The organism is Neptuniibacter sp. CAU 1671, assembly GCF_029222905.1.
Lineage (GTDB): Bacteria > Pseudomonadota > Gammaproteobacteria > Pseudomonadales > Balneatricaceae > Neptuniibacter.
On the sequence record NZ_JARHUE010000007.1, the window covers coordinates 89,913 to 103,791 of the forward strand.

Annotated in this window: 13 protein-coding genes; 12 read left to right on the forward strand and 1 reads right to left on the reverse strand. The window is 52.4% G+C overall.

Annotation, left to right across the window (positions count from 1 at the left end; translation table 11 throughout):
• Nucleotides 1-9 precede the first annotated feature (9 nt).
• Entirely contained in the window at nucleotides 10-1,383 is a 1,374-nt protein-coding gene (locus P2G53_RS12250) for a hypothetical protein (RefSeq protein WP_275817629.1), read from the forward strand.
• A 40-nt stretch (nucleotides 1,384-1,423) separates the two neighbouring features.
• Here P2G53_RS12250 and P2G53_RS12255 read toward each other — a convergent pair whose 3' ends face one another.
• Nucleotides 1,424-2,521, reverse strand: coding sequence for a two-component system response regulator (locus P2G53_RS12255; RefSeq protein WP_275817631.1), 1,098 nt, complete (start codon nucleotides 2,519-2,521; stop codon nucleotides 1,424-1,426).
• Nucleotides 2,522-2,726: 205 nt separating this feature from the next.
• On the opposite strand from P2G53_RS12255, the gene P2G53_RS12260 reads away from it, so the two are divergent.
• The 11 genes from P2G53_RS12260 (at nucleotide 2,727) to P2G53_RS12310 (ending at nucleotide 13,876) form a co-directional block, all read left to right on the forward strand.
• Nucleotides 2,727-3,554 carry a phosphate/phosphite/phosphonate ABC transporter substrate-binding protein gene (locus P2G53_RS12260; RefSeq protein WP_275817633.1) on the forward strand — a complete coding sequence of 276 codons (828 nt, stop codon included), beginning with the start codon at nucleotides 2,727-2,729 and terminating at the stop codon, nucleotides 3,552-3,554.
• A gap of 5 nt (nucleotides 3,555-3,559) precedes the next feature.
• Nucleotides 3,560-6,427 carry a response regulator gene (locus tag P2G53_RS12265; protein ID WP_275817635.1) on the forward strand — a complete coding sequence of 956 codons (2,868 nt, stop codon included), beginning with the start codon at nucleotides 3,560-3,562 and terminating at the stop codon, nucleotides 6,425-6,427.
• 14 nt (nucleotides 6,428-6,441) lie between these two features.
• Complete coding sequence (locus P2G53_RS12270; protein ID WP_275817637.1) at nucleotides 6,442-7,281, forward strand: HDOD domain-containing protein; 840 nt, start codon at nucleotides 6,442-6,444, stop codon at nucleotides 7,279-7,281.
• A 70-nt stretch (nucleotides 7,282-7,351) separates the two neighbouring features.
• Nucleotides 7,352-7,654, forward strand: coding sequence for a metalloregulator ArsR/SmtB family transcription factor (locus tag P2G53_RS12275; protein ID WP_275817639.1), 303 nt, complete (start codon nucleotides 7,352-7,354; stop codon nucleotides 7,652-7,654).
• A complete protein-coding gene (locus tag P2G53_RS12280) occupies nucleotides 7,651-8,274 on the forward strand; it encodes a cation diffusion facilitator family transporter (protein WP_275817641.1) in 624 nt (207 codons plus the stop codon). Before P2G53_RS12275 ends, P2G53_RS12280 begins: the two co-directional genes overlap by 4 nt.
• Nucleotides 8,275-8,434: 160 nt before the next feature.
• The gene (locus P2G53_RS12285; RefSeq protein WP_275817643.1) at nucleotides 8,435-9,262 is read left to right on the forward strand and encodes a MotA/TolQ/ExbB proton channel family protein; all 828 of its coding nucleotides are present in this window, start codon (nucleotides 8,435-8,437) and stop codon (nucleotides 9,260-9,262) included.
• Nucleotides 9,252-9,650, forward strand: coding sequence for a biopolymer transporter ExbD (locus P2G53_RS12290; RefSeq protein ID WP_275817656.1), 399 nt, complete (start codon nucleotides 9,252-9,254; stop codon nucleotides 9,648-9,650). Before P2G53_RS12285 ends, P2G53_RS12290 begins: the two co-directional genes overlap by 11 nt.
• On the forward strand, nucleotides 9,647-10,075 hold the full coding sequence (locus P2G53_RS12295) for a biopolymer transporter ExbD (protein ID WP_275817658.1): 429 nt from the start codon (nucleotides 9,647-9,649) through the stop codon (nucleotides 10,073-10,075). Before P2G53_RS12290 ends, P2G53_RS12295 begins: the two co-directional genes overlap by 4 nt.
• A complete protein-coding gene (locus P2G53_RS12300; protein ID WP_275817660.1) occupies nucleotides 10,072-10,851 on the forward strand; it encodes an energy transducer TonB in 780 nt (259 codons plus the stop codon). Before P2G53_RS12295 ends, P2G53_RS12300 begins: the two co-directional genes overlap by 4 nt.
• Nucleotides 10,852-10,908: 57 nt before the next feature.
• Nucleotides 10,909-13,146: a TonB-dependent siderophore receptor gene (locus P2G53_RS12305; RefSeq protein ID WP_275817662.1), complete on the forward strand. Its 2,238-nt coding sequence runs from the start codon at nucleotides 10,909-10,911 to the stop codon at nucleotides 13,144-13,146.
• 46 nt (nucleotides 13,147-13,192) lie between these two features.
• Entirely contained in the window at nucleotides 13,193-13,876 is a 684-nt protein-coding gene (locus tag P2G53_RS12310) for a Fe2+-dependent dioxygenase (protein WP_275817664.1), read from the forward strand.
• Nucleotides 13,877-13,879: the final 3 nt, after the last annotated feature.

The following is a 13,879-nucleotide window of genomic DNA, read 5'->3' on the forward strand; positions in this document are numbered from 1 at the left end:
ATTACGGTTATGACACTCAAGGAAATACTTAAATACAGCATGCTGGTTATGGCACTTTCTGCTCTGGCAGGTTGTCAGGGCAGCCAGACCATTAAAAGTCTGGACGACGGCGGCAGTTCAGTAGGAGACACGGGTGGTGACACCGGCTCTGATACGGGTGGGGATTCTGGCGGTGATACAGGCGGCGACACGGGCGGCGATACCGGAGGGGATTCTGGCGACGACACCGGTGGTACCACCGCCTGTACCCTGACTGACTGTATAGATGATCTGGTTTTCGTTACCACCGATGTAGTAGACGGCCTGACCAATACCCTGACAGGCACCCTGGATGGTGTATTGGGCGACGGCACAACCGACTCGGTTGAGAACCTGCTCAATAACACCACACTGGGGCTGGACAACATTGTTGATGCCACCACGGATGTCGTAGACAGTTTAATTGCGGGTGAGGTTACTGAAGGTGTTGATAATCTGGTGGATGTCACAACTGACACGCTGGATGCAGTTGTCTTCAGCACCACAGATGTTGTGGATGGTCTGCTAGGCAGCTCAGAGGGACTGCTGGGTGGCGTCACAGCTGGCCTGCTACCCGACCTTGGTCTGACCGATACCGTTGATGGCGTTGTCGCTGGCACCACCACTACTGTTGACGGTCTGGTGGATACCACCACTGATCTGCTTGACGGTCTGCTGGATCCGGTGGTGGGTGACACTGGCCTTCTAGGCGGTACCGGACTACTGGATACCGTCTCGTCAACGCTCGGCACCGTGAATGAAAGTGATCTTGGCCTGGTGAGTGGACTAACTGACACTGTATCCGGTCTGGTTGGCGCGGAGACTGGCCTCACTGACGGATTATTGGGTGATAATGACGGCTTGCTTGGCACAGTTGATGGCCTGCTCGGTGGAGATGACGGCCTTGCAGGCGGTTTGCTGGGCAATGATGACGGTTTGCTGGGCGGCCTTACTGGCACGGTTGAAGGTCTGCTTGGCTCAGAGACCGGTCTCGCTGATGGGCTCTTAGGGGGCGATGAAGGCCTGCTGGGTGGTCTGACTGATACAGTTGATGGCTTGCTCGGTGGAGATAGCGGAGTTCTGGGTGCTGACGATGGTTTGCCTGGTGGCCTGACTGACGGTACGGATGGATTACTGTCCGATGGTGGCCTGGTGGGTGGACTGCTCGGCGGCGACGGCAACGTTTTAGACGGCGGCCTCCTTGGTGGAGACGAAGGTTTGTTGGGTGGTCTGACTGACACCGTAGACGGTTTGCTGGGGGGTGATGAAGGGTTGCTCGGTGACGAAGGATTACTCGGCGGCCTGTTAGGCAATGACGAGGGTCTGCTCGGCGGCGAAGGCGGTCTGATCAGCGGTCTACTGTAAAATACCCAGGTACAAAAAAGCGGCTTAATAGCCGCTTTTTTTATTCTTCATCTTTGTATTGCTCTGCGATCTGTTTAAATCGCTCTTCTATTCGCTGAAACGCATCCACAACCACCGGATCGAAGTGGCTACCCTTGCCTTCAAGAATAATACTGACTGATTTTTCATGACTGAAGGCAGGCTTGTAGACCCGTTTAGAGATCAGGGCATCATACACATCGGCCAGTGCCATCAGTCTTGCCGCCAGTGGAATTGAATCTCCAGACAGCCCTTTGGGATACCCCTGCCCATTCCATTTCTCATGATGGCAGGCAGCAATATCCTTGGCGTAACGCAAAAACGAAGTTGCACTGCTACTGAGACTATCGCTGGCATAATCGAGTGCTTTGGCACCGAGTTCTGCATGGGTCATCATAATGCGGAACTCTTCAGGTTCCAGCTTTCCGGGCTTCAGCAAAATACTGTCCGGTATACCCACTTTACCAATATCGTGTAACGGCGCTGATTTGTAGATTAACTCAATCTCTTCGGGTTTCAGCGCTTCGGTGTAATGTCCCATCGCCACCAACTCTTCAGCCAGTTCCTTAACATAGTACTGAGTTCTGCGAATATGGTTCCCGGTTTCGTTGTCACGGGTTTCAGCGAGTGACGCCAGTGCAAGAATGGTGACATCCTGAGTCGTAGCCAACTCCTGGGTACGTTGCGCCACCAGCTCCTCAAGAATTTCATTTTGCCGTGCCAGTTGATCCTGAGCCACTTTCAACGCCAGATGATTTCTGACACGAGACCGCACAATGGCGGGCGTTACCGGTTTACGGATGTAATCGATAGCACCGACCTTAAGCCCCCGCTCCTCATCCAGCTCGTCACTCATCGCTGACACAAATATGACAGGGATATGTTTAGTCTGAGGATTCGCTTTTAATGCAGTACAAACTTCATAGCCATCCATACCGGGCATCATGATATCCAGCAAAATCAGGTCAGGCCTCACCTCGCCACTGGCGCGGCTGAGTGCCTGCTCACCGTTTTTAGCGATGATGATTCTGTAGTCGTTTTTCAGCAGATCCGATAAAACAACGATATTGAATGCTTCATCATCTACAATCAGGATGGTGCTTTTATTGATTTCGCTCATGCTCATGCCTTACTGGCTGCACTACTATTGTGCCTTCAGGGGTATCGACCTAAGTCGAGTAATCTGGAGGTTAATTTACAGTAATGATCAGTCGATATATAAGCAACTATTAAGATTATATCCAATTGCGATTCAGACTGGCGATAAGCCTATAGCTTAATGATTTAGCTACCCATTGTTCAAACTAGAAGAAAAAGGGTTTTACATGTCCAGATTAAAACACGGCTTAGCTGCCATATGCTTGATGCTTTTCAGCCTGCACAGCGTTGCAGAAGAGGTCATCACCTTTGGCATTGTGCCACAACAGTCCGCAAGCAAACTGGCCAAATTATGGGTGCCTATTTTAGATGAAGTCAGCCGCCAGACCGGCTACAAACTGCAATTCAAAACCGCCCCTAATATCCCTGAATTTGAACAGCGTTGTGCCGATGGGGAGTACGACATTGCTTACATGAACCCTTATCACTACACCGTGTTCAGCCGCTCGCCCGGCTATAAGGCAATCGCCCGCCAGAAGGACAAGCTGATCCGGGGCATTGTGGTAGTTCGTAAAGACAGTCCGATTAAGGATATGACCGAACTGCATGACAAAGCACTGGCCTTCCCTGCCCCGGCAGCTTTTGCTGCAAGCGTACTGCCGCGTGCTTATCTGACCGCACAAAATATCCCTTTCACACCTGAATATGTCTCCTCCCACGATTCAGTCTATCGCGCCGTCGCAAAAGGCTTGTTTGTTGCAGGTGGCGGTATTGAGCGCACCTATAACAACATTGCGCCCGAAATCAAAGATGAACTGAAAATCCTCTGGACCACCGATCAGTTCACCCCGCATGCATTTGCAGCACACCCCAAGCTGTCGGCTGAGGTTGTTGCCAAAATCCAGCAGGCGCTGATCAACCTTGATCAGACCGAGACAGGCGCAGCATTGCTCAAAGAGATCAACTTTAAAGCCATCCAGTCCGCGCAGGACAGTGACTGGGATGATGTTCGAGCCTTGGGTATCGATCTGCTTGAACAGCTGATTAAGGGCTAAGAGCGTTGTCATTTCGACTCAAGACCATATTAGGTATCGGCCTGATAGAGCTGATATTGCTCAGTCTGCTGATCTTCAGCAGTCTGGATTTTCTCAGCTCATCTAACGAGCAACAGCTAAATGAACGCGCTCAGACCACCACTGCACTCTTTGCCACCACAGCAAAGGATGCAGTGCTGTCTTATGACCTGGCGACGCTTGAGTCTTACATCGACGATCTTATCCATAACCCGGGCGTCGTGTATGTTCGGGTCTTGACCGATACTGGCATTGTGCTGGCCGAAAGCGGCCCCGAAGAACTGCTGAAGCGCCCATTTCACGAAGACGCCTCTTTGCAGGAGGTTAAGGACGGAATCTTTGACACCTCCACCAATATTACTGAAGCCGGCACCGTGTTCGGACGGATCCAGTTAGGACTCGATATTTCCAGCATCGCCCGCACCATGACACTGGCGAAACAACAGGCCTTCGCCATTGCGACGGTTGAGATTATTCTCACTGCCCTGTTTTCCATCATTCTGGGTACCCTGCTGACCCGGCAGTTGCAACATCTGAGGGAAGGCGCAGAGCGCATCGCCGATAACGATTTCGGCACCCGGCTACCGGTGCGCGGTAAAGATGAACTGGCCACCACTGCTCAGGCATTTAACCTGATGATTGAACGCCTGAATGACAACCGTCAGGCCTTAATCTCCGCCCGCGATGAAGCAGAGCGCGCCAACCAGTACAAGACACGTTTCCTGGCCAACATGAGTCATGAGATCCGCACCCCGCTGAATGCGATTATCGGCATGTCACATCTGGCGTTAGAGCATCAGCTTTCTGTTCCCACCCGCAACTACCTGAATAAAATCAATACAGCAGCAGATTCACTGCTGCACATCATCAATGACATCCTGGATATTTCCAAGATTGAAGCGGGTCATCTCGACATTGAAACCACTGACTTCAGTCTGTACGACGTGTTTGAGGGCCTGTCGGATATTCTTCGTTTCAAAGCGGAAGAAAAGAATTTAGAAGTGCTGTTTGATATCCCACCGGATATACCACCCAATCTGATTGGCGATCCGATTCGGATTCAGCAGATTCTTATCAATCTATGCAGTAATGCCATTAAATTTACCCCTGCGGGTCACGTGCTGATTGCCGCCAGAGTGACTGAACGTTCCGCGGACCGTCTTACATTGCAGTGTCAGGTCAGCGACACCGGTATCGGCATCTCGGAAGAGGAACAAAGCCGACTCTTCAAACCTTTTATGCAGGCGGATGTATCCACCACCCGCAAATACGGTGGCACCGGACTGGGACTGGCGATCTGCAAACGTCTGGTCGAGATAATGAAGGGCACTATCTCCCTGGACAGCACGCCCGGAAAAGGCTCAACCTTTACCTTCTCACTGCCACTGGAATACAGCCAAAACGCCATTATTCAGGAACAGCAACTGCCGGACTACAGCTTTCTCAGAGGCCTGCATGTTCTGGTGGTTGATGACAGTTCAACAACACATGTGGTGCTTGAAACCCTGCTGGAACATATCGGCGTCAGACTGTCACTGGCAACCGACTCGAAGAAAGGCGAAAAGCTGTTGCATAAACTGGCGGCTCAGGGCGAGATGCCTGACCTGATCATGCTGGACTGGAAAATGCCCGGCATGGACGGTACTGAGCTGCTGAAAAAGCTCGATATGAACAAAAGTTTTGCGGCCCCACCGGTGTTGATGATGACCGCCCACGACACAGATGCCTTGCAGCATGTGCTGGAAGATCAGAACACACCGGTTGCTGGCGTGTTGAGTAAACCCATCACAATTGATGCGCTGTTTCTTGGCATTGCCACAGCGTGCCAGCTGGAACAACACATTAAGAAATTAGTAAAAGAGCCTGAAACCCTAAACCCAGAAGAGTTGCAGCAACTGCAGGGCATGCACCTGATGCTGGTTGAGGATAATGCGTTTAATCAGGAACTGGCTATTGAACTGCTTTCCCGACACCACATCACCGTCGAAGTCGCTGAAAACGGTCGCCAGGCCTTAGAGTTGCTGGAAGAGGGATCTGGTTTTGATGCCATTCTGATGGATTGCCAGATGCCGGTGATGGACGGTAAAGCCGCAACACGTGAAATTCGTCAGCAACCAAAATGGAGCAACCTGCCCATTATTGGTATGTCTGCCGGCACGATGAAAGATGAAATTGATGCGGCACTGGGCTCAGGCATGAATGCCTATGTCACCAAGCCGATCAAACCTCTGGTGCTGTACCGAACCCTGATTCGCTGGGCTCAGCCTTTAGTTCAGAGACAGCGACTGTCTGACTCTCCTTTTTCAAATGAAAACGGGTACATGTCAAAATACAGAGATATTTTCTGTAAGACCCAATCTGAGAGCATCGATCAGTTGCAAGCAGCACTCGCGGCCAGCGACACAGAATCTGCCCTGCGCATTTTACATACTCTCAAAGCAGCTGCTGCGACCATACGAGCAGATCTCCTTAGTAATCTGTCCAGAGCGGCAGAACAGACATTAAAAGCTGGCGAAGATATCAGCAATGAAAGCCTCAATGAAATGCATGCAGCCATGGCCGCCATCCTGGATGCACAAACCCCGGCTTCATGTCCACTGCCGGAGCAGGTTTCCGCCAGCCCTGATACCCTGAATCTGATCAAAAAACTGGAAAGCTGCCTTAAAGCGTTTGATGCTGAATCCGCTGATCTGGCCCAGCAACTGATGCAGGCGACTCCCCTGCAAGCGCAACCGGCATTACAACCTGTTGTAGCGGCGATTGAAGATTTCGAGTTTGAAACTGCATTAAACAAACTGACGCTGTTTAGGGAGAAACACTATCCCGATGCAACCAAAATAGCACTGCCTGAATAGGATACGCCGTTTACATGATTAATCCGGGCGAAATTGATCAGCAAAAACTGGGTAGCGGTTTTATTCCGCCAAAACCCGAGATCCTTCTGAAGATTCAGAAGCTGATCAATGAAAATGCTGACATCGTTGAGATTGCCACCCTTTTAGCACGGGACCCAGGTCTATCCTCAGCGGTTATCACACACATCAATTCCGCCATTTTTTTTATGCAGCGCAAGGTGTCGGATATTCGCCAGGCCGTCATTCTGCTGGGAGCTAACCGCGTTGAACGTCTGTGTTACTACTACAGCCTGCGTAAATCCCTTGAAGGCGAAAGCTGTATCTCCATGGAACGTTTCTGGGCAACCGCTGAGAAAGTGGCCCGGGGTTGTTATCTGTTTGGCAAAACACTTGATCTTAAGGTGCCTGAGGAAGATCTCTATTCAGCGGGGCTGTTTCATGATTGTGGTATTGCCATCATGGCCAGAAATCACCCAAGTTACATTGACGTGCTGAACGAGGCCAACCGTACCGTTGATGTCCCTATGACCGACGTTGAAAAACGGTATTTCAGCTATCACCACTCCATTATCGGCTACATGCTGGCCGAGAACTGGGGCCTGCCGGAGCCAATCTGCCAGGTTATCTTGCAGAACCACGAGTATGACGTTCAGTCATCTCCTCTACCCGCTCCGATTGTCAAACTCATTGCGGCGCTCAAGTGCGCTGAGAATGCCGTTGAAATGGGGCAGCGTAACCACCCGCTTTCCGATTGGGATAAGCACCTGGTTTGGATTTTGCCAGCCATTGGCTGTACCGAGGAGCGCCTTAATGAGATCACCGCGCTTGTGATTGAGGATCTTAAGCAATTCTAGTCTGAAATAGCCTGCGCTTTTTCTGAGACTTGCTTGATACATTAAATACATGAATATATATTTATGTATTATGTATAAACAACTCTCCCCCGATCAGTTATTGCAGCTGGCAGATACCTTCAAACTGCTGGGTGATCCAACCCGGCTGGCAATTCTCACCAGCTGCCTGGAACAGGAAAAGACCGTGAGTGAAATTGTCGCGCTGACAGGTGCCTCTCAGTCTCTGGTCAGCCACCATCTGCGACTGCTGCGCAGTGCCCGGCTACTGAAACCACGTCGGGCCGGGCGTAACATCTACTACCACGCCCACGATGACCATATCAGTTGCACCCTGAAAGACATGATTGAGCATATCCAGGAGGATTCCCAATGAGTATTCACTGTACCGGATGTTCAGGTGACACCCAAAACGCTGCCACTGACCGACAGTACAGACGCATACTCTGGTTTGCGCTGCTGACCAATTTTGGCATGTTTATCACTGAGATTGTGGCAGGTGCAGTGGGTCAATCCCTGTCACTGACCGCCGACGCCATGGATTTCTTTTCCGATAGTGTCAATTACGCCATTACGCTGGCAGTACTGGGCCTGAGCCTTAACAGCCGGGCCAGTGCAGCCCTGTTCAAAGGCATATGCATGGGCCTTGTGGGCCTGTATGTGCTCTATACCTCTATCAGCCATATTATCAATGGCATACTCCCCCAGGCCCATATTATGGGCATTGTGGGTTTTCTCGCATTATTAACCAACGTCGTGGTGGCCCTGCTGCTGTTCCGACACCGTGCGGGCGATGCCAACCGCCAGTCGATATGGATCTGTTCACGTAATGATGCCATTGCCAATATCGCCGTTATCGCGGCCGGGGGCGGTGTGTGGTTCAGCCAAAGCGGCTGGCCTGACGTATGTGTGGGTCTGGGGATTGCTGCGCTGGGTCTGTGGGGCGCCAATACCATTATCCGCAAAAGTCTGGCCGAACTGCGCGCTCAGGCCTGATATTGGATACGCATAACTCAAGACATTTTCAAACTGTTGAGTACTCTTTTAGTTGATAAAACCAATGCCATGATTAGTTAATAAAAATAACTATTAAACGCTGTTGCAAATGAGAATGATTCTACTTAAGATTACATTCTAATTTCCAACGGAGCTAATCATGGCCAGTCTAGCTGAACCCGGCAGCCCTCTACCCAACGCTATTCAGAGCACACCTGAAGTATTTCCAGAGCCCACACCATTAGCGGCAGCACCTGCTGAAGCGACCTCGTCTGTCTCAGATCTGGCAATCTCTGCAAACACCCCAGATCCACTGGCAGCCTCACTGCCCTCTTATACCGACCGGTTTATGGATTTTTTACAAACAGGCGGCCCGGTAGTCTGGATTCTGATGGGTTTCTCTGTCATCGCTCTGAGCATGCTGCTGGTAAAACTCTGGCAGTTGATGCTGCTTCAGCCTGAAAGGACCGGGGATGTTGATCAGGCCCTCTCCTTCTATCAGCAGAACAATACCGACGCTGCGCTGGCACGGCTAAAACAGAATCGTCCTGTATCTGCGCTGGTTCATGCTGCTATTGAGTTGCAAACTCAGCTTGCGCCGGAACTGCTTCAGGAAGAGCTGAACCGTCTGGCCCAGAAACAGCTTAATCAGTTACGTGGCTTTCTGAGACCGCTCGAAATCATCGCAACCCTGAGTCCACTGTTAGGTTTGCTGGGCACCGTACTTGGCATGATCCTGGCCTTTCAGCAGATGGAAGCAGCAGGCAGTCAGGTCGATCCCGCCACTCTCTCCGGCGGCATCTGGCAGGCCCTGCTGACCACCGCTGTGGGTCTGTCGGTCGCCATTCCCGTCCTGATTGCTCATGCCTGGCTGGAGCGTAAAAACGAACGGGTTGCTGCCACCATGAATGACGCTGTTACCCGCGTTTTTACCGGTAAAAAAGCCCTGGACACCCAGCATAACGGAGCGATCAAGCGTGCTGCTTAACCTGTCTACAGCCCCCCGCCGCCGTGCGGTCAGCCTGACACCCTTGATTGATGTGGTTTTTATTTTGTTGCTGTTTTTTATGTTGTCTTCCAGTTTTATTCAGCATCGGCAGATCAACCTGCCCATGGCCACTGCATCCCAGAGCGATCCACAACTGATCACTCGGGTGCAGCTGCTGGACAATCTGGGCAGGATACTGGTCGATGGCGTGTCGATTGATAGCGAAAACATGCAGGAACTGACTCACCTGATCCAGCGTTCAGAAGGGGCAGCATTTGCGCTCAGTGCTGAACCACAGGTATCCACTCAGGCCCTGATCCGACTGCTTGACCAGCTGCACAACGCAGGTGCCGACAAGGTCTCTCTGAGTGGAGTGTTGATGCCATGATTCAGCAACCCTCCCCTGTCCGTGATTCACTGGGTAATGATGACAACCTGATTCCGCTGATCAATGTTGTGTTTCTGATGCTGATCTTTTTTATGGTGGCAGGACACATCGAAGCCAGCGATGCAGCCCGGGTAGAACTGCCCAACTCAAAAGCGGAGCAGGCATCAGCCCAACAACGCCATGAACTGCTGATTGACGCAACAGGCAACCGTTACCTGAACGGCCAACCGGTAACTGAGGCCGAGATGATCCAGCAACTCAGTCAAATCGCTGCAGACAGCACTTCAGCCAGTCAGCCGATGTTGGTCAAAGCCGATGCTCTGCTGCCCGTGAGCCAGTTACAGGATCACCTGCGCCAGCTACACGCCGCTGGCCTGCAGAAAATTACGCTGGCGACACGCCTTGTCACAGGGAGTGCACAATGATCAGCTGGAAACATCATCTGCTGGCAATTTGTGTTGCCCTGTCACTGCATCTGATAGCTGCATTGGTCTTGACTGGCCAGGCCGAGTCAGGTGCTCGCGCTGCAGGCGAAGCCGGCATTGAAATTGACTTGGGCATGTTGGGCGATCTGGGCGTAGCGCAGGCCAATCAGGATGCTAAACCTGTGACAGCACCGACTGAACCTGTTCAGCCTGAAGTGACAGAAGCCAGACCAGAACCGATTCCTGAACCTGTTGCTGAGATCAAACCTCTGGCCAAAGCGGAAGCCGATGCCATTCAGGTGAAAACACCGTCCACCCAGAAACCGGTCAAACAACCTGAACCGGCAAAACCTGAACCGTTGGTTCCGAAGCCACAACCAGATAACACAAGCGTAGCTGTGTCGGAGCAAAGCACCCAGTCACAAACGACGCGGAAACAATCCACCGGCAGCAGTCACAGTCTGACCAACGGCGGCACCCCGGCAGCGGTCAGCTCCTATTACTCACTGATAGCTGCGCACCTGGCAAAACATAAGCGCTATCCCGTCAGTGCACGACGCCGGGGCGAAGAAGGACGGGTTGATATCAGCTTCACACTCGCCTCGGACGGCCACTTACTGGGTTATCAGATTGTTAACGGTTCAGGCTATGCCGCACTGGATAAGGCCGTAGAAAAAATGCTGAAAACAGCCAGCCCGCTGCCACCCTTTCCGGCATCAATCAGCGGCCCTGAGTTAACCATCAGAATTCCGATTGAATTCCGGCTAAACCACTAATCGCAAAACCTCATCTCATTGAAAAATAACAGTTCTATGTCTGTTAAGGGGACAACTATGCCTAAAAAAACGCTTCTCAATGCGGCGACCTACCGCACTTACCCACGGGTACCCGCTTCCGTATCACTCGCCAGCGGCATGGCGCTGGCGGTATCTGCAGCGCTGCCACTGACCGCGCTGGCCGAGGAAGTTCAACTGGATGCACTGGTGGTTGAAGACAGCGGGATTGTCGCTGACAGTAACCCCTATGCTGAACCGGGTGCCCCTTACAAAGCGAAAAAACTGTCTGACAGCAAACATACCCGGGATATCGCTGACACCCCTCAGACCATGACGGTGCTGACCAAGGATGTGATCGACGAGTCCGGTAAAAACGAACTGAAAGACCTGCTGGCAGCACAACCCGGTATTACGCTGGGGACCGGTGAAGGCGGCAACTCCTTCGGTGACCGCTATATCATTCGTGGTTATGAAGCCCGCAGTGATGTCTTCACCGATGGCCTGCGCGAACCGGGTCTGATTACCCGTGATACCTTTGCATTGGAGCAGGTAGAGATCAGCAAGGGTCCCAGCTCCACCTTTGCCGGTCGCGGTACAACCGGTGGCGCCGTGAATACCGTGACTAAAAAAGCCAGTCTGGATGATGACTTCAATAAACTGGAAGGCGGCATGGGTACCGATGATTACCACCGCTTTACCTTTGATGCCAACCGCGTGGTGAATGACAGTCTGGCCATCCGCTTCAACGGTCTGTACAGCGAAAGCGACATCCCTGACCGAGACCCGGCCGCGGAAGAACGCAAAGGCGCCCTGCTCTCGGCAGTCTTCCAGGCCACCGACGACCTGAAACTGGCGGCAGACTACTACTTCTTCCGCTCCGATGACCGAACCGATCCGGGTGTTGCTTTTGACCGGGACACCCAAAGTTTCAATAGATACGACTATGTCGGTCAGGACGGGTTGGACTTCCAGGAATCCGGCGCGGATATATTCACGCTGGCGGTGGATTACCAGCTCACAGATGCTGCCCGTCTGGAAAACAAAACCCGCCTGGGTAACACCACCAATGACTACATCATCACCGCCTACAGTGCAGGCCGTGGGGATATCCGCTCGTTCACCGGCTGGCAGGATAACGATTATGTCGGCAACCAGACTAACCTGATCATCGATACCGAACTGGGCGGCAAACGCCATACCCTCGTCACCGGTGTTGAATACGCCAAAGAGGATGTGATTGCCGGTAACTACGCCATCGATCAGACCAACACCTTCACCATTGACCCCTACAATGCCGACAACAACCTGTGGGAAGGCAGCACCAGCAAAAGCGACAAGATGTCCGATCTGACCCTGAAAACCTGGTCAATCTATCTGATGGATACCATCACGCTGAACGATGACTGGGAACTGTTTGGTGGTGTGCGCTACGACCACTTTGATTACAAACTCTGGACCGCAGAACGTGAGCGCCGGGGCACCATTGTTCCTGAAGCCCGTTATGCCTTCAGCGATGGTTTCTGGAATGGTCATCTGGGCGTAGTCTTTTCGCCCTGGGAAAACGGCAATCTCTACGCCAGCTGGGGCACCTCCTCCAACATTAACGGCGGTGAAGCCGATGCCGGTTCCAGCTGTGGTTACGGCGGTCTTTGTTCCGACAGCGATGGCAACTATGCCCATGCAGATCCGGAACAGTCCACCAACTGGGAACTGGGCACCAAATGGAACCTGATGGACGAGCAGTTGCTGCTGACCGCTGCAATCTTCCGTACTACCAAGGATGATGTCATTGAAGAAGGTGGCGACTCTTATTCTACAGGCGGTTCACTGAATACCGGTAAAAACCGGGTTGAGGGTGTCGAACTGGGCCTGTCCGGTAACATCACCAACAAACTCAGCGGTCAGTTCGGCATTGCAGTCATGAACTCTGAAACGCTGGAATCCTATGATGAGAGTCTGGTGGGTTTGCCAAAAGCGAACTTCGCTGAGAAGAGTGCCAGCCTGCAGCTGAAATACCAGCTGACATCCGATTTCGCCTTTGGCGGTAACCTCACCTACGCCAGCGAGATGTTTGGTGGCCAGCCGGATACTGGAGCAAGACTCAATATCCGCACACCCGGCTACTCAGTGGTCGACCTGTTCGCCCTGTGGCAGATCAATCCGGATATGTCTTTGCGCGCCAATATGCAGAACGTGGCGGATAAAGAGTACTACACCGCGATCTACCGTGGCGGCAGCATCGTCTATCTGGGTGATGCACGCAGTGCCAACCTGACCCTGAGCTACCGTTTCTAAGCATGATGACTGCGGAGGGATGCCCTCCGCAGTTTTTGAGGTATGTATGATTATTGTCATTCCACAGGTGCTGACTGCAGAGCAGGTCAGCCAGATGCGCCAGCATATGGATCAGGCAGACTGGCAGGACGGGCGCAGCAGTGCGGGCGATCTGGCTGTTAACAGCAAACAGAACCAGCAACTCAGTCTGGATGACCCGCTCAACCAGCAGCTGGCAGATTTTGTTCTGGGGGCCCTCGCCCGCCAACCGGAGTTTGTCGCTGCAGCACTGCCACTGAAAATACTGCCACCCATGTTTAACCGCTATCGCAGTGGTGAAACCTACGGCCTGCACGTGGATAATGCTATTCGGCTAATCCCGGGTAGTGCAACCCGACTGCGCACCGATCTGTCGGCCACCCTGTTTCTGGCCGAACAGTCAGAATATCAGGGCGGCGAACTGGAGATTGAAGACCAGTACGGTACCCAGCGGATTAAACTGAATGCTGGAGATATGGTGCTTTACCCTTCCACCAGCCTGCACCGGGTTTTACCCGTAACGCAGGGACAGCGAGTCGCAGCCTTTTTCTGGATCCAGAGCATGGTGCGCCAGCATGAACAGCGTGAAGTACTCTACCAGCTGGATAAAACCATCCGTGAACTAACCACTGATCTGGGCGCAAATGCGTCACCAGTGCTGAAACTGACCCAGGTCTACCACAAACTGATGCGCCAGCTCGCTGATACCTGAGAC